This is a genomic window from Lactiplantibacillus songbeiensis, assembly GCF_005405125.1.
Lineage (GTDB): Bacteria > Bacillota > Bacilli > Lactobacillales > Lactobacillaceae > Lactiplantibacillus > Lactiplantibacillus songbeiensis.
This window is the reverse complement of record NZ_BJDL01000040.1, coordinates 1-18,977: the sequence shown is the minus strand read 5'-3', so window position 1 is coordinate 18,977 and position 18,977 is coordinate 1. Positions and strand designations below refer to the sequence as shown.

Genomic DNA, 18,977 nt, shown 5'->3' with positions numbered 1-18,977 from the left:
TAGTGTTCGAACAACAAACTGTTAAATTATAAGTTCCAACTTTTGGGGTACGCCTCAAGCCCGGTCTTCAAAACTGGCCTTGGCCTAAGTCCGAGCATATCACTCGCACTAAGGCCAACGACACGGCTGAGCATTTTAGGAACCAACCTCTCGGCTAAATTTGAGGTCGATAATAGATAATCATTAATTCCCGTTAACTAACGCCGGGCGGACCAGAATTGGCTCAGTGGTGTCGTTTATCTTAGTCGGTGATTTTCCGACTTAGATAAAGCCCGGCTTTCGAGACCGTACTGTGGCTCGAAAACGCGGCCACCACGTTCCAGCCGATTCTGGCCCAACCAGAGTGGCAAGTTAAGCCAACTAGTACTAAACACATTAATATATAAATTGACATTCATTAATAAACTTATTATACTTTAGTCCATACAATACTATATGACGTATAATATGACAGGAGGAATAGTGATGGCCATTCAAATCAGCTCAGAATTGCTTGACGGTTGCGTGTTAGCACTGCTGCAAACGGAAGATTATTACGGTTATGCGCTCACACAAAAGTTGCAAGCATCCATTTCCGTTTCGGAATCCACGCTTTATCCGGTCTTACGCCGGTTAAAAAAGAACGGCTGGGTCACAACTTACGACCAAGCCTATCAAGGCCGCAATCGCCGTTATTACCAACTAACCGCGGCCGGTACTGAACAGTTGACCAATGTGCAACACGATTGGCAGACTTATTTTCAAGCTATTAATACGTTATTAAAGGGGGACGTACCATCATGACAGACTACTTAGATAAATTTGCCGCCCTACTCGTGCAATTACAATCAGATGAACGCGATGAAGTCTTAGAATTTTATCGTGAATATTTACTCGACGCCGGCATTGATTCTTTTGAGGGCTGTGTCGCCGAATTGGGCACACCCAAACAGTTAGCCCGCAAGATTCTGGCTGACTATTCGATTCGCTTTAATGAGAATCTAAATGCAAACTCAACCCATCAGCAACGCTCCAAAGCGAATGTTCGCAGCATTTGGCTTGTGGGCCTGGCAATTTTATCCACACCAATTACCATCCCCGCCTTGATCGCCATTTTGGCCGTGATGTTTGCCTTATTTGTGGCTGTAATCGCCATTGGCTTTGCAGTCTTAGCCATTATTGCCGCAGTCACCATCATGGCATTGATTGCGATCACTACCGGGGTCGGCTTATTCACGCAATCATTATGGGTCAGTTTATTTTACTTAGGTGCCGGGCTCGCCACTATCGGGATTGAATTATTAATTCTCCCACTAGTTGTTTGGTTCGTTGGCTTGCTTATTCAAGGCGTGGCCACGATTACCCAACGACTCTATCATCGCTTCGTTAAACGCAATCGGGCAGAAATTGGAGGTCGTCATCATGAAAAAAACCGTTAAATTAGGCGTGATTTTCTTAATTCTCGGCCTGATTCTCGCAATCTTTGGCATTGCAAACAATGGGATTCAATCCGTTTATTGGGATAAAGGGTTCCATGTCATGCAACAATATCACAAAACGTATCATCCAAATAAGATCAAGTCATTAACTTTAGGTGCCGACGCGGACGTCGTCGTGGTCCGCGGTAACACTGCCAGCATTAAAGTCATTACGGCCGGCGTACGGCCAACCGTTACCAATACGAACGGCCACATGACGATCAACTCACCACAGGCCCCAGAAATGGTTGGTTTTATGCTTAGTGACAATACCAATCGGATTGAAATCACCGTGCCGAATAGGACTACATTAACACGTATCAAAACAACTTCGGCCCGAACCGACTTGCAGTTAAGAAACCTTAACGTTCAACAGTTACAGCTGACAAGGACTGGTCACGCTAGCCTAGATCAAGTCACCACGACAAAACCACTCGTTTTATCGGCGGATGATGTGCAGCTCAATCAAGTCACCGCGCCACAATTAAAGTTGAGTACCAGTGCCGCTAACGTGAATGTCGCCCACAGTCAGTTTGCCAAGGGGCCATCAACAATCGACACTAGTGATGGCAATATCACCCTGTCCCACTCAACCTTCAAGCAAGCCAAGCTGAAGACTACGACGGGTAACTTGAACGTCCACCATAACCAATTTAAGCAGGCCAAAATCGCGACAACTGATGGGAATATCACCCTTGATAATAACCAACTGACTAAGCTGCTCACCGCCACAACTAGCGATGGTAATCTCCATGTCCAGACTACCCGTCAGACCGGGATTCGAGCTAGCACGAGTGACGGTACGCTCAATGTCTTCAATCAAAAACGCAGCGGTGGAGATCAACAGCAGATGACTTACCGCCCTAAAGCCACCGTCCAATATCAGCTGAAAACTGAAGATGGCAACATCACCGTTAGCGCTTCTAAATAGCTGGACTGTGCTTAGTGCTAGTTGACTTAAATTGCCACTCTGGTTGGCCCAGAATCGGCTGGAACGTGGTGGCCACGTTTTCGAGCCACAGACCGCTTCTCAGGCTGAGGCCGATCCTCACAATCATCGGAACCGGCAACTAAGTACTAGTACTATGGATTTTTAAAGAGGCAACACAAAAGAACGTTCACAACAATTTTACAACCGTTGCGAACGTTCTTTTGTGTTGCATAATTATAACTTCTGGGTGTCACCTTCGACTGTAATCCGATCACGGCCAGCTTCTTTAGCCAAGTATAAATAATGATCGACCCGCTTGAACCAACTATCAAAGTTTAAATCAGATGGTTGTAACGCTGAAATCCCGATGGAGACCGTGACATTCAGCTTCTGACCATTGAGATTAACCGGTTCATGTTGTAGTGTGTCCCGAATTGCCGTCACAATCCGTTGCGCCTCTAAGGGTTCGGTGTTTTCAAAGATAATGACAAATTCTTCACCACCGTAGCGGAATAACTCGCCATGACTCGTCTGCCGCACCAGTTCTTGATTAAAATGCTGCGCGACATGCTTTAGCACCGCATCACCTGCCAGATGACCATAGGCGTCATTGAAGTGCTTAAAATGATCAATATCAAACATCGCCATCGTAATCGGCATTGCCGGATGACGTTGATAAACGCCAAAGACCCCGACCGTTGTCGTATCAAAGTTTGCGCGGTTACGAACGCCGGTCAACTCATCATAATTGGCCGCTTGATCCAAGCTGGCAAAGTGATTGACCACGTGATTAACCCGCGTCACAAAGAATCGAATAATCCACATATAGATAATAAAGATCACTAACACATTGATAATGTAAAATAACCGAAATGGCCGAACTGACCAAATGATCAAGCACCAAGCTAAACCATATAGGAGTTGTAACACTAAGTACCGCCATTCTGACTTTAAAACCAGCGCTTGATGATGACTAATATAACTGATCACGCCAACTAACACGATGAGCATTAGCGCAAACAGCCACCACCAGTGCCAGCTTGCACCCAGATACAGTGCCTGACCATAAAAGAAGATTGGCATCGCCAGATTGACGAGAGTCACCGCAATGTTTTGCATCGCATACAAACTAAAGAGTAAGATCATCAGCTGGGCAATCGCATAACCCCAACTGAGAACATTACCCGAATTCAGTACCCAGAAGGTCTGGCGCAATAAGGCTACCCCGCCAATAACCACCCCGGCTTCGACTAAATCCACCAGTACCCGATAAGTCTTAGGTAATTTAGTCGAGCGCTGAGCTAACATATAAGTCATGACCATCATAATTGCAATTAACCCTACCGTAATTAACGCCATGATAATTGATTTAATATTAAAAATATCACTTAAAAAATTTTCCAATAAGTACATGGATTCACCTACTTACACTCACGTTCTAAAAACATTTTTAAGCATACCATTATTTAACGCTAATGGCCGGACTCATTTATAGAAGTTTTAATTAGTTCGGTCAACTAATTAAGATTGAAAAGAGTCCGAATCAGCAGACCTTTCAACTATTTCAAGGCCATCGTTGCACCCTCGACCGTTAATCGATTACGACCGGCTTCTTTTGATTGATATAAGTAATGATCGACGCGTTTGAACCAGCTATCAAAGTCTGAATCTTGGGCTTTCAAGGCTGAAATACCCAGTGATACGGTAATGTTCAAGGCACGATCATTATAGACTAACGGTTCCGCCTGGAGCGAGTTGCGAATCGCGGTGACAATCTGCCGCGCTTTTTGCGCATCGACGCCTCGGAAAATAATGACAAATTCTTCACCGCCATACCGGAACAGCTCACCTCGTGAAGTCTGCTTAAACAGTTCGTGCTGGAAATGCTGGGCGACATGTTTTAACACCGCATCGCCCGTCATATGACCATATTGATCGTTAAACCGTTTGAAATGATCAATATCAAACATCACCATCGTAATCGGCACATTCGGATGCTTCTCGTAGAAACTGAACACATCGACACTCGCGGTATCAAAGCTTGCCCGATTACGAATCCCGGTCAATTCATCATAATTGACCGCTTGATCCAAGCGCGTAAACCGATCAACAAAATTGCTGACCCGGGTGACAAAGAAGCGAATGACCAACATATAAATAATAAAGACAATTAGGACAGTCAAGGTGTACCACATATCAAATGGATGCACTGACCAAATAATGAAACACCAAGTCCCACCATAAACCACTTGCAAAGCTAGATATTTCCATTCCGCATTCAACGCTGAAGCCCGATGATGACTGATATAAATAATCGACCCGGTCAATAATACCGTCATACTGATAAACACGGTCACATACTGCCAACCGCGCCCCATATACATTCCTTGACCATAGAAAAAGATTGGCATCGCAATATTAACCAGCTCAACAGCTAGATTTTGCATCATATATAAACTGAACAATAATACGGTCAATTGAGCCGTTGCATAACCCCAACTCAACACATCACCAGAGTTTATCACCCAGAAAACTTGTCGTAGCAAGACAATGCTAACAATCACACTGGCAGCTTCAATGCCATGAATCAGATGGGTAAATTTGGGTCGACGCAACCTGAGCGCTCGTTGTTCCAAAATATAAGTCATCGCCGTCATACTTGTAATTAAACCGACCATAATCAACGCAATAATCACCGCTCGAATATTAATGAAATCGGCCATAAATTGTTCGATTAAATCCATCACTGGCATGTTACTCACCCCACCCATTAAGCCATCAAACGTTTTCACTTTATCTTACCATTAATACGGGTCAAATGGTTAGGGCTAATTCCGCTGGTGACCGGGGATTAACCCGCTTTTCGATAAATTTAATTATCAAATGTTACACGCAAATGTTATCAAACCGCTTGCTAGTCAAGACTTTAAATTGTTCAATATCATCTCTATTTTGACCGTTTAGCTCGGTCAAAACTTTTTTTAATCTGTTCACAAGCTATCCGGACTTATTCACGTTCTAAAAGTAGTCGCAAAAAAATTGACGCTAACTAGCCGCTTGGGCTCAGATTGTCACTCTGGTTGGTCCAGAATCGGCTGGAACGTGGTGGCCGCGTTTTCGAGCCATAGTGTGGTCTCGAAAGCCGGGCTTTATCTAAGTCGGAAAATCACCGACCAAGATAAACGACACCACTGAGCCAATTCTGGCCCGCCCGGCGTTAACTAACAGGGATTGAAAAATTAACGATTGATTATTTTTAGCTTAGTCTTTTAGCCGATAGCTAATTTCAATAAGCACCAAACATCTTTGCAAGTTATTTCAATCCTTAAATAGCCCGCTTATCAGTCAGCAAAAAAGCAGTGCTAAAAATCTGAACTCCAAATAGCTAACCACCTTGGATTCAGATTTCAAACACTGCTTAACTACATCGCACCATGGTACACATCTAACCAAACATACAATAGCGATAACAACAATAACGCGCCCATCGCCGCCGCATGCCACCATTTATGCCGCGCGAAAATCGCAATATATTCCCGAATAATAGCATCCGGCAAGAAGAACCGAGCTGTCCGAGCCCCAATTCCATCCGCCTTAAGACCGGCTTGTTTAGCGAACATGCCGGCACGAAAGGTATGATAGTTATTCGTGACAAAAATAGTTTGCGGCCGCTTAACGGGGCCTTGGTCAATGAGTTGCTTGCTGAACTGCATATTCTCCAACGTCGTGGTCGACTTCGTCTCAGCCCAACCAGCTGCGGCCGGTAACCCATGCGCTTGGGCATATTGCAGCATCGCCTGACCTTCAGGAATCGTTTCATCGCCGCCTTGACCTCCAGAAAAGATCATCATCGCCGAATGGCCAGTTTTGCGCTGCTGCTTTTGATAAAATTTCAAACCGCGATTAATTCGCTGAGCCAACAACGGTGACACCTGATCGCCATTGAGCAACCCGGCCCCCAGCACGATAATGTAATCTTGACGATAGCGCGGAAAATTAAATTGATAAATCACAAGCATCGTCAAATAATTGTAGAACCAAAAAGCGACGTACAAGACGACCATTGTCGGAAAAGTCGTCATAAAATAGCTGACTGGTTTCGGCAAATTGCCGATCAGATTCGCAAAGAATGGTAGTAATAAAATGGCTAAGCCTAAAAATAACGTCAGCATATTCGCTAACGTATGGCTCTCACGTTTCCATACAATCCACGCATTCCATAACAATAAAAAGGCTTGTAGCGCAAAGACCAACCCAATCACCATCATCAGTAACACAAAAATCGCCACACTAATGATGATTAACGGGTGATTATTCGTACCTAAAATCGTCATCGCCAGTAACGCCATCAATGAATAGAAAAATAGCGAAAACCAAATACCGTTACTTAAGCGAACTTTATCACGCTGATACCGCCAACCGAAGATGATACCAAACGTGATTGGTACCAGCCAGGCCCAGTAAGCCACGGCTGGAATCGGCACCCATACTGCACTATTATTCAAAGCCAGCCCCCCTAAAATAGTTTCTATCATAGCATAATTAACACGTGCTAGACATCGCTGACACATCTAATTAATATAACCATATACGCTTGGTACTAGTTGAAATTGCCGCCTGCCGGTTGGTTCCTAAAACGCTGGAACGCCATGGGCCAAACAGAGTGGCAATTTGAACCAACTAGTCCCAAGCATCATAATTGTCTATTTTAGTTGCTTTTTGGCATTATAAAAGTTGCGATAAGCTAAATAACACGCAATAATCGCCCCTAAACTGGTCGCTGACATCAGCATAAACGTCACCATAATCTGGTACTTAATGGCCCGGACTGGATCAACCCCAGCAAAGATCAGCCCAGACATCATCCCTGGCAAACTCACTAATCCAACTGTTTTCGCTGAATCAATCGTCGGCGCCATCCCGGTTCGAATCGCTTCTCGAACAATTGCAATCGAGGCGTCCATCAAACCAGCACCTAACGCCAAACGTTCCAACACACCTTGGCGCTGGTCATGGAATTGAGTCTTCAAGCTCCGATAAGCCAAACCAATCGCCACCATCGCATTTGACGCAATCATCCCCGAAATCGGAATCATCTGTGACGGGATAAACCTGATAGCTCCTGATAAAACTAGCACCCCCAAGGTCACCCCAGTGCTGACAAAAATCACCACAAACGAAATCGGCAAAGCATGATCAATCCCGTCACCGCGCTTTTTTGCATTCCAAGCGGCATTAAAAATGATGAACATGATCATCGCCAGTGTCAGCCAGAAATGATTAACACGGAAAATATATTTCAAGACGTACCCAACTACAAATAACTGGATTACCGCCCGTACGACGCCAATCACAATATCGCGGTCCAGCCCCAACTTCTGCCATAAGCTAATCGTCAAAGCCACTAAAACTAAGAACGCGGCTAAAAATAACGATGTGTTGTTCACTGCTAAGTTCATGCTACACCTCCAGTTGGCCATTCATGACCTGAACCAGTTGTTGAGCCGCTTGAATTTCTTCCGCGTCATGCGTAATCATAATCGTCGTCACTTGCCGGTCGCGATTCAGATGAGTCAACCAACGATGAATAATGGCCTTATTATCAGCATCTAAGCCTGCTGTGACTTCATCCAGTAGCAAGATTTTAGGCAAGAATAAAATATTACGAATTAACGCCACTCGTTGCCGTTCACCACCAGACAGGTCATCGATGGCTTCCGTCAGTAAACTTGCAGATAGTCCTACGTAATCCAACGCTGCTTCAACATGTTGTTGATCCATCGGCAGCTTGCGGATCTGGTACGGAAAGGCCAGATTATCGGCGACCGTCTTACCAAACAACGTCGGCTGTTGAAAACAATACGAAACTTGTCGGCGATACCAAGTCGGTTCATAGCTTTCAATCGGTTGCCCATCAAATTGCAAGTCACCGCTAGTTTTAGAAATCATCCCCGCCATCAAGCGTAACAAAGTACTTTTACCACCGCCAGATGGCCCGGTTACCGTTAACTGAGCTTGGGCTGGAACGGCTAAATTAATATCATTTAAAATCAACTTATCACCGACCTGATAATTAACATGCTGCAGACGCATTAATGTGGTCATCACGACATCCCCTATTGAATTTTAGTGCTTTTATTTTATCATGAAAGCGAGTTAGTTTAGAACTATTATCGCTTATGCTTGGTGCTAGTTGGATCAGACTGCCACTCTGGTTGGCCCAGAATCGGCTGGAACGTGGTGGCCACGTTTGGAAGCCAAAGAACGGTCTTCCAAGCCGGGCTTTATCTAAGTCGGAAAATCGCCGACCAAGGTAAACGACACCACTGAGCCAATTCTGGACCGCCCGTCGTTAAATAACGGGTATTAGAAAAATTAACGATTGACTGTTTTCAGTTCAGTTATTTAGCCGAGAGGTTGGTTCCTAAAATGCTCAGCCGTGTCGTTGGCCTTAGTGCGAGTGGTCTGCTCGGACTTAGGCCAAGGCCAATTTTGAAGACCGCCCTTTGGCTTCAAAATGGCCCATGGCGTTCCAGCATTTTAGGAACCAACCGGCAGGCGGCAATTTCAACTAGCACCAAGCATATTATTACTTATATTGATAATGCCTGACCGCATTCGCCATGATAGTTGCGACGTGCCAGTCGCCGCCATGCTATAATGGTTTGAACTCAGTTCACAGAAAACGAGGTTAGTTAAACTAAAATGACACAATCTAATCATTATCCAAATCAACAGCGCGGTGGTCGTTATCAATCACAACGCCAACCTGCTGAAAAAGTACAAGCGGACGTTGCCCTTGGCCAGCGCTTTCCATTGACGATCAAACGCCTTGGAATTAACGGCGAAGGCATCGGCTACTACAAACACGTCATCACGTTTGTCAAAGGCGCCTTGCCAGAAGAAGTCGTCGTGGCTGAAGTCACAGCAGTCCATCCCCGCTACTTAGAAGCGAAGATCCGAACGTTGCGGAAGCCTAGTCCTGATCGAGTCGACCCCCGCGATGCTTACGCAGGCGAAGTCGGTGGTTTCGAACTCGAACATCTCGACTACCCCGCCCAGCTCAAGTTCAAACAAGACTTGATTCGCCAAGCCTTAGAGAAATATCGGCCAACCGGTTATCAACATTATGACGTCCGGCCAACGATCGGCATGACCAACCCTTATGAATACCGCAATAAAGCGCAATTCCAAGTGCGGATGATTGATGGTCACGTTGCCGCTGGATTATATAAGGAAAATAGTCATGATTTAGTCGACTTACCGACCTGCTCAGTCCAAATGCCAGTCACGATGGAAGTGATGCGCCAAGTGGTCCAATGGCTAGAAGAATTGCATGTGCCAATCTACGATGAGGAGCACAACTCTGGGATCGTTAAAACAGTCGTTGTTCGGGCTGCCGCAGCCACTGGTGAAGTCCAACTGGTCTTTATCACGCATACGCCCAAGTTCCCGAAGAAGCATCAATTGCTCATGAAGATTGCCGAAAAGTTACCAATGGTCGTTTCCGTCATGCAAAACGTGAATGTTGAAAAAACATCCTTAATCTGGGGTGACCAAACGACTTTACTAGCTGGTAAGCCAACTATTACCGAAGAACTCGATGGCTTGGCTTTTGACCTATCAGCCCGAGCCTTCTTCCAATTGAATCCCGAACAGACTAAGAAATTGTACCGCCTCGCCCGCGAAGCACTGGACTTAGCGCCTAATGAGACCTTAATTGATGCCTACTCTGGGGTTGGGACGATTGGACTGTCCTTAGCCGATGTTGCCAAAGAAGTGCGTGGCATGGATACGATTCCAGCCGCCGTCATGGATGCCAACGAAAACGCCAAGCGCAATGGGATCACCAATGCGAAATACGAAGTCGGTGAAGCTGAAACACTATTGCCACAATGGTTAGCAACCGGCTTTGATCCGGATGCCATGATCGTTGATCCACCACGGACCGGCCTAGATGACGTCTTGATCAATGCCATCTTACAAAATGCGCCCGAAAAGTTGGTCTACATCTCATGTAACCCATCGACCTTAGCGCAAGACCTGCGTGAATTGACCCGTGGCTACCAAGTCGACTATATTCAATCAATCGATATGTTCCCACAAACCGCCCGTTGTGAAGCAGTCGTGCGGTTCACTAAACGTCACTAATATCGGTTTATTTCTGAGGAGGTTTTTAAATGACAGCGTCGAATAGCCAGATTGCCTTAGCGATGACCTTCACCTTACGACCACCGTTCAAGACGCACTTTTTATTGTTAAAAGATTATGTGGCCGATGTTCGAATTCCCGCCCGTGACGGGATGCTGACCACTTTAATTGCCAAAAACATTCCGTTATCACCTGCTCTTGACCAGTTATTAACGATTTTTGATGATGTTCAAAATCCGTTATATTGGCAATTGCATGATAACGCCGTACAAGCCTTTTTCGATCAATTCCCTGAAAAACGGCCAATTTTACCGTTAGACTTATTGCAAGTCGTCATCAATACCCTGGCTGAACAAGGATTGACTGATGATCAACTTCGTCAGATTGTGACGCAAGTCTTCCAACGACTACAAACCAATCAGTTTAATGGTCGCGCGGCACAACGGCTTTTAACTCAATTCCGTTAATCTAAAAGGTCATTACAAGCATCTATTGTGGATGTTTGTAATGACCTTTTTTATTGGTATTAGTTTAACTTGCCACTCTGGTTGGGCCAGAATCGGCCGGAACGTGGTGGCCACGTTTTCGAGCCACAGCATGGTCTCGAAAGCCGGGCTTTATCTAAGTCGGAAAATCACCGACTAAGATAAACGACACCACTGAGCCAATTCTGGCCCGCCCGGCGTTAAATAACGGGAATTAAAAATATTAACGATTGATTATTTTTCGTTCAAGCCCAGTTTTGAAGATCAAGCTTTTGCTTCAAAATGGCCATGGCGTTCCAGCATTTTAGAGACCAACCAGTACGCAGTATTTAACCTGACACTAACCGTCATTTACGACTTAAAATACTGATTTAGTACTTGTTGAATGCCATTATGATTATTGTCAGTCGTTACCAGATCAGCGCCTTGTTGCACGGCTCGGGGGGCGTTGCCCATTGCGACTCCGACACCAACAAGTTCTAACATCGCTAAGTCATTAAAGTTATCGCCAAACGCAATCGCATCAGCCGGCGATAGTTGATCATCAGCGATCAATGTCTTTAAGGTCGCCGCTTTAGACACCCCGGCTGCCACGATTTCCAAGTAAGTGTCCTTCGACCGATACGCATCGATACCGTTAAAAGCCGGCGCCTGTAAGTGCTGGTCAATGGCGGTAATGACACTTGGCTCAGCCATCACTAACATTTTGTGGACCGGGGCCTCAGCTGTCGCTAACCAAGGGGCTAAGTCCGTGACTCGTGGCTGATACCCAATTCCGGCCGCTTCTTGTTGTTCCCATGCTCCCAGCTGACTAACCAGCCATTGATTACGACTATAAATATTCATCGAAGCTTGTGGCCACTGCTCAGCGACTAACGCCTGAATTTGTTGTGTTAAAGCTGGTTTAATCGGCCGTTCTTCAAAGACTTGTAACTGATCATCCGCCGTCGTTTTAGCCGTTAAGGCCCCATTATAAGCAATCATCGTTGAATCAATACCGAGTTGCTGCGCTAGTCCCCACATGCCTTTTGGTGAACGGGCCGATGCCAAGACCATTGTCGCGCCCTGTTGCACGGCTGCTTGAACACCCGCAATCGTGGCGGGTAAAATCTCCGCGGCATCAGTTAACAAGGTCCCATCAATATCACTTAGAATTAATTTTGGTTGCGTCATTTTACTTATCCTCCGTTAAGCTAATCAAGGTCGTCTGCGGATCGAACCAAGCGCGTTCGGTCGATGTCAGTGGCTCATCCGTCACCACAACCTGTATTTGTGTTAACCGTCCGCCGCAATAATGAGCGGCTTGGCCAAACTTGCGATGTTCACACACTAAGATTCCCCGTTTGGTTTGGCTGAGCACTTGGCGTTTCAACGCCGCATCCGCCGCATCACGATAAAATAGGCCCTGTGCCGTCACCGTCGCCGCGCCAACGATCACTTGATCAAATGCCACCGTCTGTAATTCCGCTAGCCCGGCACGCCCAGCCATAAACCGGTTATGCTGATTCAATTGACCACCTAAAACATGCAAATCAATGGCCGGTTTAGTCGCCAAGCTAATCGCGTTATCAAGTGAATGCGTATAAATCGTTGCTGGCATCGTTAATAGTTGTGTCAACTTAAGTAAGGTCGTGGAAACATCGATAAACAAATATTGATCTGGTTGAATCAGTGGTAAGACCCGTTTAGCCAGTGCCGTTTTAATCTCAGTAAACTGTTGTAACCGGTCTTGATAACTAGGAATACCGACGCCGAAATTCAAAACCTGTAGCCCACCATGAATTCGTTGGGCTAAGCCTTGTTGCGTGACCGCGACAATATCACGCCGCGCAGTGTCACGGGAGACGTGCAATTGGCTCTTTACATCCGCCACACTCAGTTGTCGTCGTTGATCTAAAAGATTTAGCAAGTGTTGCTGTCGTTGTTTCGGTTGCATCGCTAAGCCCCCTATTTTATTTGAATTCAGTATAATTTGAATTTAAGTGTTTTTCAAGCATTTATAAGTATTTTGAATTTAAAAATAAGTGTTTAAGCCATAAAAAAACCGATATCCACACGAATATCGGTTTAAACTTAAGCTTTTGGTTTTAAAATAAATACCGGTCGTTCATCGACTAATTTTGCAAATAAGTCCTGAGTGGGATCTGGGTCAAACGTCCCTAAATCCACAATAATCTCGCCATCGTCACTGACTTGAAAGCCTTGATACCGATCAAATAAAACATGATACATCGTTTGTGCGGGCCGCATCCGTTCATCAACTTGCGCGGCGGCCGCCTTTAACGTATAGCCCGTTTGCAGCAGATTACTCATCGCGGCTGCTTTAATGACCATCTTCAACGTATAAATCCGCGCCCGACCAGGTTCATCCTGATTCTTCGGAATAATGTATCCTTTTTTTTGCCAGTACCGTAATTGCCGTGGCGAGACACCAGTCATTTTACTAAGTTCACTAATACCAATGGTTAATTGGCCCCGATGAAATAGCTCCCGAAAATCCCCCGTTGCTGTTTCAGCCATCCTGGTGCCCCCTTCCTACATCATTTATCCTTTAAATTATAGCATGGAATAAGATAGGGGCGTACGAGACGACCTGAATTTTCAAGCAATCACTGGCTTAAGCCAAGTTAGTTTGTAAAAAGTCTGGTAATGACTGGGCGGGACGACCCATAATCGTGACAAAATCATCACTAACCGTTGACAACAACCCTAACGCCCCGCCAGCATACATCGACGCCAACATGTGGCCTTCATTACCTTGATTATACATCGTCGCAAATTCGGCTAAAGTTACCGGTTGATAACCAATCTGATGACCACTAACTTGCGTTAAGACCGCCGCCAATTCAGGCATCGTATACGCTCGGCTTTGTGTCAGCGTATAAATCCGACCATTAACTAACAGGTCTGGGGTCGTGGCAACTTTGGCAAACGCTGCCGCACTATCCGCTTGACTGATAAAGCTCAAGGCTTGGTCCCCCATTGGATAGATCACGTTTTGACGTTCAATTAACTCTGGTAAGTAAGGGATCAATGGATCGGCATACAACGCATTGCGAATAATCGTATAATGCAAGCTGGATGCTGCCAATCGCCGTGGCACATACCCATAAAAGGCCGATAATGCAAACGGATTATTCGCTTGGTCCGCAATAAAACCCATAACTAAAATATGCTTAACTCGACTCGCTTCGGCCGCCGCAATCACATTTTCAAATTCACTGACCCGACTGTAACTATCATGGCTCTTACTGGGCACATAAATAAAGACATCGCTATCCGCCAACACCGGCTGTAAGCTCGCTTGATCACAATAATCCATCACTGTAACCGTCATTCCTTGCTCCGCAAACGTAGCCGCTTTACTTGGCGTATGCACGCCTAAATTCAAAGCTTGCGCTGGTACTAGCTTAGTCAACGCTTTAACAATTTGAGTCCCTAAATGTCCAGTCGCCCCGGTAATGGTAATTTTCATTTAATTAGTCGCTCCCTCTTGTAACTTTATTAGTTACATTAAACCTTGTGATTGAGATTTTGTCAAGGGAACGCACACTGTGAGTTTTTTCCGCTCCGGTTAGGCTGGCTTGCGAGACCGCCCTTCGGCTCGCAAACGCGGCCACCACGTTCCAGCCGATTCTGGCCCAACCAGAGTGGCAATTTTAAGCCATAATAAAAGCCGCCACCAATTGGCAGCGACTTTAATCAAGCTTCACTATTTAAGCAGCTTGTTCACCGAGATGTTTCTTCTTCGGTGCAGTCTTCACATTTTTAACATCCGCGTCCGAGAAGCCGAACATGTACGTTAAGGTGAAGGCCACAATAATATCAACTAATGAGGCGATCAAGAAGCCCCAGAAACTGAAGTCGATCCCCTTAGGATTGACGAAGGACGTAAAGCCAATTAGTGAGCCAGCAAAGCCCCACATGTTAACATTCATCAAACCAGTCAAGAAGCCCCCAACGGCGCCCCCGATGCTGGCAGTAATAAATGCCCGGCCATACTTCAAGTTAATCCCGTACATCGCCGGTTCAGTAACCCCACAAAAGGCTGAAATCGTGGCTGGCCATGCTAATTCTTTCATGCTGGCAACTTTGGACTTCATCGCAATGGCTAAGACCGCCCCACCTTGGGCAACCATAGTTGCGGAAACAATGGCGTTCAAGTAACTGTGACCGGTCGTGGCAATATCGTTGGCAACAATTGGAATAATCGCCCAGTGTAAACCGAAGATAACCAAGACTTGGTAAAAGCCCCCAATAATCAATCCAGAAATCGCTGGACTGAGTTCGTAGATTTTCACAATCCCAGCAGCTAATGCGCCAGATAAAGCGGTGATAATTGGGCCTAAGAAGAGTAGGATTGCACCAGAAATAATCACCACTTCAAGCAATGGTACAAAAATCATCCGTAAGACGGTTGGAATCACCCGTTTGAGCCATGGTTCCAACTTGCTGGCTAACCAAGCCCCTGCAATCATTGGGAAGATGGAGTAGGTGTAAGACGCCACGTGCACTGGCAGACCGAAGAAATCAGCGTTAATGCCCATGCCGAGCAGATGACTCGTCACCTTTCCAGTTGACGCAATTGCAACAATGGCTGGATACGTCAGCACCCCACCGACAATCCCCATGATAATTGGATCAGAGCCCAGCTTTTTCGCGGCTGTGAACCCAACGAAGATTGGTAGGAAGTAGAAGACTGAATCTCCCATCGCATTAATAATCACGTAGGTCGGCGCGGTCGCTGACACGATCTTGAAGGACGTCAGTAACGCTAAGACCCCTTTTAAGATCCCAGAAGCGGCTAACAACCCAATCACTGGAATCATGGACCCGGTAATGACTCCGATCAAGGCGCTAAAACCATGTTTAACCTTCTGCCAAGGTGTCATCTTTTTCCAAGCAGCCTTGTTAGCTTCTTTTTCCATGGCGACCATCGACGCATCATCGTCACCGAAACCTGGGCCAAGTTGTTTAACCACGGCATCATAGACATCGTTAACGGCCGGACCAATGACCACTTGATATTGGCCCCCGGCTTTAGCCACGTCGATCACACCTTTTAAGTCGCGAATCGTATCATCATTAGCTTGCGCTTCATCTTTCAGATAGAAACGCACCCGCGTAATACAATGAATCACACTCTTAACGTTGTCCGCCCCACCGATATTTTCAATGATTTGGGTCGCTAACTGATCGTACTTATTGCCACTAACCGCCACTGGTTGTTTGGCAGCGGCTTGCGCACCTTTCAAGTCCACATCGGCCCCAACGGCCCCAGCTTTAACAATCCCAATCTTAGCAGTAATCGCATCCACTTTATCGGCACTGTTCGTCACGGCTAAGATCACCGTCTTTTGCTTACCAGCGGCTTTGATGGCCGCCAAGTCCATGCGGCCAATCTCATCACCGGCTTGAACCTCGTCGCCAACTTGAACCTTAATTTTGAATGGTGGATTGTCCTTCAATTCAACCGTATCAATCCCCAAATGAACGAGAACTTCCAAACCATCTTTAGTCGCAAAGCCAATCGCATGGAGCGTTGCCGCTACCATCGTAATTTTCCCGCTAACGGGTGCGACGACTTGACCATTGTCCGGTTCCACGCCGAAGCCTTGGCCCATCATGCCTTGTGAAAAGACTGGATCTTGCACGTCACTTAAGGCGATTAATTGGCCCGTGACGGGTGATAATAATTGCACTTGTTTCATCGCGATGCTCCCCCTTTATTTGTCGCGTAATAAGGCAATTGATTGATATGGTTGCAAGATAACAGCATTGCCTGCGACCTCCCGCTGATAATTTGAAATCAGCACGCGGGCACCGATAAATTCGGCTGGAATCTCAACCGTCGTCTTACGACCATAAAAATTATTCAAAACGGCTAATTCTTGGGTGTCAGTCCCCCGTAAATAAGCCAACACTTGGGGATGATCTAGCAATAATGGCTGATAATCCCCATCAGAAATCACATCATAAGTCTTCCGTAACTGAATTAAGCGTTGATAATAATTAAAAATCTCACCATGATCAAGTTCAGCGGCGACATTAATTGTCGCTTGCGTCGTTGGTCGCAACCACGGCGTCCCAGTCGTAAATCCGGCCGTCGTAGGCTCATCCGTCCACTGCATCGGTGTCCGTGAATTATCACGAGACTTCACATGGACCAAATGAAAAGCTGCTCGATCCGAATGACCTTGCGCACGCAACGCACGATAAGCGTTATGCGACTCAACATCCACATAGTCATCAATCTGATGATAATGCGGGTCAGTCATGCCAATCTCTTCACCCATATAGATAAATGGCGTGCCCCGCAATAAATGCATCACGGTTGCCAACATCTCTGCCGACTTCACGCGATAATGATCGACATCACCAAACCGATTAACGGCCCGCGGTTGGTCGTGATTATTCCAAAATAACGCTTGCCAACCGCCAGAATCGGCCATTCCTTGTGCCCAATCGTTGATAATTTGCTTCAACGCCATAAAATCAAACGGGCGATCCGTCCACTTATTACCATGGTCATAATCAGTCTTTAAATGATGAAAGTTAAAGACCATCGATAATTCGTGATTTTCCGGCTTGGTGTAGGCCACGCTATTGGCTAAAGTCGCTGATGATAATTCGCCAACCGTAATATCATGTGCATGCTGACCAAAACTAGCGGCACTTAACTCGCGTAAATAGTCATGCACAATCGGGCGATCCGTATATAAAAATTTGCTATTCGTTTCAGGTGGCGCATCCACTAATTGCTGGTCCTTGCCAATCACATTGATCACATCAAAGCGAAAGCCGCGGACCCCTTTTTGTTGCCAATAATTAACAATATCGACCGCCGCTTGTCGGACAGCTGGATTGTGCCAATCCAAGTCAGCTTGGGACGGATCGTATAAATGTAAATAATACTGACCCGTATCGCCAAACGGTGCCCAGGCCGAGCCACCAAATTTCGATTGCCAATTAGTCGGTGGATCGCCATTCGCCTTACCCGGTCGTAAATAATAATAGTGCTGATACGTTGAATCACCGGCTAACGCTTTTTGGAACCACTCGTGCTGAGTTGACGTATGATTAAAAACCATGTCGAGCATCACATCGATACCAACTGCCCGTAATCCTTGCACCAACTCATCGAAATCGGCCATCGTCCCAAACAACGGATCGATTTGATAGTAATCCTCAATATCATACCCATTGTCATGTTGTGGCGAGACAAAGAACGGATTGAACCAAATCATATCGATATTCAAGCGCGCTAAGTACGGAATCTTTTCAATGATGCCGCGTAAATCCCCGATGCCATCCCCATCGCTGTCATAAAATGACTTCGGGTAAATCTGATAAATTACTTTTTTTGAAAGTCGCACCACGGTCCCCTCCAAACCTGACTGACTTAAACCTAACCTTGCAACTTAGCGGCCATGATAAATAAACCGCTTTCATTTACTTGTGACAATCATAACCGGCTACAAGTAGTCGGTCAAACAAAAGGTAATAATTTGTTCGTTCATATCTACACTAAACAAACCAATTTATTAGGTTAATTGCCTAACGTTAGTTGGCTTTTAACCTGCCACTCTGGTTGGGCCAGCATCGGCTGGAACGTGGTGGCCACGTTTTCGAGCCAAAGTGCGGTCTCGAAAGCCGGGCTTTATCTAAGTCGGAAAACCACCGACTAAGATAAACGACACCACTGAGCCAATTCTGGCCCGCCCGACGTTAATTAACGGCTATTAACAAATTAACGATTGATTATTTTCAGTTCAGTCATTTAGCCGAGCCGTTGGTTCCTAAAATAGCCGTGTCGTTGGCCTTAGTGCGAGTGATCTGCTCGGACTTAGGCCAAGGTCAGTTTTGAAGACCGGGCCTGAGGCGTACCCCAAAAGTTGGAACTTATAATTTAACAGTTTGTTGTTCGAACACTACTGGTGATAAGTCGTTCAG

General features: G+C 45.9%; 16 protein-coding genes. 5 read left to right on the top strand and 11 right to left on the bottom strand.

Features of this window, described 5'->3' with window-relative positions; translation table 11 throughout:
• Positions 1-465 precede the first annotated feature (465 nt).
• The 3 genes from FFM77_RS13540 to FFM77_RS13530 are packed head-to-tail and all read left to right on the top strand — an operon-like array spanning position 466 to position 2,388.
• A complete protein-coding gene (locus tag FFM77_RS13540) occupies positions 466-783 on the top strand; it encodes a PadR family transcriptional regulator (protein ID WP_137636305.1) in 318 nt (105 codons plus the stop codon).
• Entirely contained in the window at positions 780-1,418 is a 639-nt protein-coding gene (locus FFM77_RS13535; RefSeq protein WP_137636304.1) for a DUF1700 domain-containing protein, read from the top strand. Before FFM77_RS13540 ends, FFM77_RS13535 begins: the two co-directional genes overlap by 4 nt.
• Positions 1,402-2,388 carry a DUF4097 family beta strand repeat-containing protein gene (locus FFM77_RS13530; protein WP_137636303.1) on the top strand — a complete coding sequence of 329 codons (987 nt, stop codon included), beginning with the start codon at positions 1,402-1,404 and terminating at the stop codon, positions 2,386-2,388. The genes FFM77_RS13535 and FFM77_RS13530 overlap by 17 nt, the downstream gene beginning before the upstream one ends.
• Before the next feature lie 234 nt (positions 2,389-2,622).
• On the opposite strand, the gene FFM77_RS13525 is transcribed toward FFM77_RS13530, so the two are convergent.
• The 5 genes from FFM77_RS13525 to FFM77_RS13505 form a co-directional block, all read right to left on the bottom strand.
• Positions 2,623-3,801 carry a GGDEF domain-containing protein gene (locus FFM77_RS13525; RefSeq protein ID WP_137636302.1) on the bottom strand — a complete coding sequence of 393 codons (1,179 nt, stop codon included), beginning with the start codon at positions 3,799-3,801 and terminating at the stop codon, positions 2,623-2,625.
• Between the two features lie 146 nt (positions 3,802-3,947).
• Entirely contained in the window at positions 3,948-5,141 is a 1,194-nt protein-coding gene (locus FFM77_RS13520) for a GGDEF domain-containing protein (RefSeq protein ID WP_223876849.1), read from the bottom strand.
• 669 nt (positions 5,142-5,810) lie between these two features.
• Positions 5,811-6,893: a YdcF family protein gene (locus tag FFM77_RS13515; protein WP_137636301.1), complete on the bottom strand. Its 1,083-nt coding sequence runs from the start codon at positions 6,891-6,893 to the stop codon at positions 5,811-5,813.
• Between the two features lie 198 nt (positions 6,894-7,091).
• The gene (locus FFM77_RS13510) at positions 7,092-7,847 is read right to left on the bottom strand and encodes an ABC transporter permease (protein ID WP_137636300.1); all 756 of its coding nucleotides are present in this window, start codon (positions 7,845-7,847) and stop codon (positions 7,092-7,094) included.
• 1 nt (position 7,848) lies between these two features.
• Entirely contained in the window at positions 7,849-8,493 is a 645-nt protein-coding gene (locus FFM77_RS13505; RefSeq protein ID WP_137636299.1) for an ABC transporter ATP-binding protein, read from the bottom strand.
• Between the two features lie 600 nt (positions 8,494-9,093).
• Here FFM77_RS13505 and rlmD point away from each other — a divergent pair.
• Together rlmD and FFM77_RS13495 are read left to right on the top strand one after the other, a co-directional pair.
• Entirely contained in the window at positions 9,094-10,539 is a 1,446-nt protein-coding gene (gene rlmD / locus FFM77_RS13500; RefSeq protein WP_137636298.1) for a 23S rRNA (uracil(1939)-C(5))-methyltransferase RlmD, read from the top strand.
• Between the two features lie 29 nt (positions 10,540-10,568).
• Positions 10,569-11,006, top strand: a complete 438-nt coding sequence (locus tag FFM77_RS13495) for a hypothetical protein (RefSeq protein WP_137636297.1) — start codon at positions 10,569-10,571, stop codon at positions 11,004-11,006.
• Between the two features lie 369 nt (positions 11,007-11,375).
• On the opposite strand, the gene FFM77_RS13490 is transcribed toward FFM77_RS13495, so the two are convergent.
• The 6 genes from FFM77_RS13490 to treC form a co-directional block, all read right to left on the bottom strand.
• Positions 11,376-12,197: a Cof-type HAD-IIB family hydrolase gene (locus tag FFM77_RS13490; protein WP_137636296.1), complete on the bottom strand. Its 822-nt coding sequence runs from the start codon at positions 12,195-12,197 to the stop codon at positions 11,376-11,378.
• A 1-nt stretch (position 12,198) separates the two neighbouring features.
• Positions 12,199-12,960 carry a DeoR/GlpR family DNA-binding transcription regulator gene (locus FFM77_RS13485; RefSeq protein ID WP_137636295.1) on the bottom strand — a complete coding sequence of 254 codons (762 nt, stop codon included), beginning with the start codon at positions 12,958-12,960 and terminating at the stop codon, positions 12,199-12,201.
• Positions 12,961-13,097: 137 nt separating this feature from the next.
• Entirely contained in the window at positions 13,098-13,544 is a 447-nt protein-coding gene (locus tag FFM77_RS13480) for a MerR family transcriptional regulator (protein ID WP_137636294.1), read from the bottom strand.
• A 97-nt stretch (positions 13,545-13,641) separates the two neighbouring features.
• Complete coding sequence (locus tag FFM77_RS13475) at positions 13,642-14,499, bottom strand: SDR family oxidoreductase (RefSeq protein ID WP_137636293.1); 858 nt, start codon at positions 14,497-14,499, stop codon at positions 13,642-13,644.
• A 241-nt stretch (positions 14,500-14,740) separates the two neighbouring features.
• The gene (locus tag FFM77_RS13470; RefSeq protein ID WP_137636292.1) at positions 14,741-16,735 is read right to left on the bottom strand and encodes a PTS sugar transporter subunit IIABC; all 1,995 of its coding nucleotides are present in this window, start codon (positions 16,733-16,735) and stop codon (positions 14,741-14,743) included.
• Between the two features lie 15 nt (positions 16,736-16,750).
• Entirely contained in the window at positions 16,751-18,400 is a 1,650-nt protein-coding gene (gene treC / locus FFM77_RS13465; RefSeq protein ID WP_137636291.1) for an alpha,alpha-phosphotrehalase, read from the bottom strand.
• Between the last annotated feature and the right edge of the window lie 577 nt (positions 18,401-18,977).

Excerpts from the sequence above, each read along its gene's own strand:
- FFM77_RS13530 (WP_137636303.1), top strand. The coding sequence starts at position 1,402 with ATGAAAAAAACCGTTAAATTAGGCGTGATTTTCTTAATTCTCGGCCTG.
- FFM77_RS13475 (WP_137636293.1), bottom strand. The coding sequence starts at position 14,499 with ATGAAAATTACCATTACCGGGGCGACTGGACATTTAGGGACTCAAATT.
- FFM77_RS13485 (WP_137636295.1), bottom strand. The coding sequence starts at position 12,960 with ATGCAACCGAAACAACGACAGCAACACTTGCTAAATCTTTTAGATCAA.
- FFM77_RS13495 (WP_137636297.1), top strand. The coding sequence starts at position 10,569 with ATGACAGCGTCGAATAGCCAGATTGCCTTAGCGATGACCTTCACCTTA.
- FFM77_RS13480 (WP_137636294.1), bottom strand. The coding sequence starts at position 13,544 with ATGGCTGAAACAGCAACGGGGGATTTTCGGGAGCTATTTCATCGGGGC.
- FFM77_RS13505 (WP_137636299.1), bottom strand. The coding sequence starts at position 8,493 with ATGACCACATTAATGCGTCTGCAGCATGTTAATTATCAGGTCGGTGAT.
- FFM77_RS13510 (WP_137636300.1), bottom strand. The coding sequence starts at position 7,847 with ATGAACTTAGCAGTGAACAACACATCGTTATTTTTAGCCGCGTTCTTA.
- FFM77_RS13490 (WP_137636296.1), bottom strand. The coding sequence starts at position 12,197 with ATGACGCAACCAAAATTAATTCTAAGTGATATTGATGGGACCTTGTTA.
- FFM77_RS13520 (WP_223876849.1), bottom strand. The coding sequence starts at position 5,141 with ATGCCAGTGATGGATTTAATCGAACAATTTATGGCCGATTTCATTAAT.
- FFM77_RS13540 (WP_137636305.1), top strand. The coding sequence starts at position 466 with ATGGCCATTCAAATCAGCTCAGAATTGCTTGACGGTTGCGTGTTAGCA.
- FFM77_RS13470 (WP_137636292.1), bottom strand. The coding sequence starts at position 16,735 with ATGAAACAAGTGCAATTATTATCACCCGTCACGGGCCAATTAATCGCC.
- FFM77_RS13525 (WP_137636302.1), bottom strand. The coding sequence starts at position 3,801 with ATGTACTTATTGGAAAATTTTTTAAGTGATATTTTTAATATTAAATCA.
- rlmD (WP_137636298.1), top strand. The coding sequence starts at position 9,094 with ATGACACAATCTAATCATTATCCAAATCAACAGCGCGGTGGTCGTTAT.
- FFM77_RS13535 (WP_137636304.1), top strand. The coding sequence starts at position 780 with ATGACAGACTACTTAGATAAATTTGCCGCCCTACTCGTGCAATTACAA.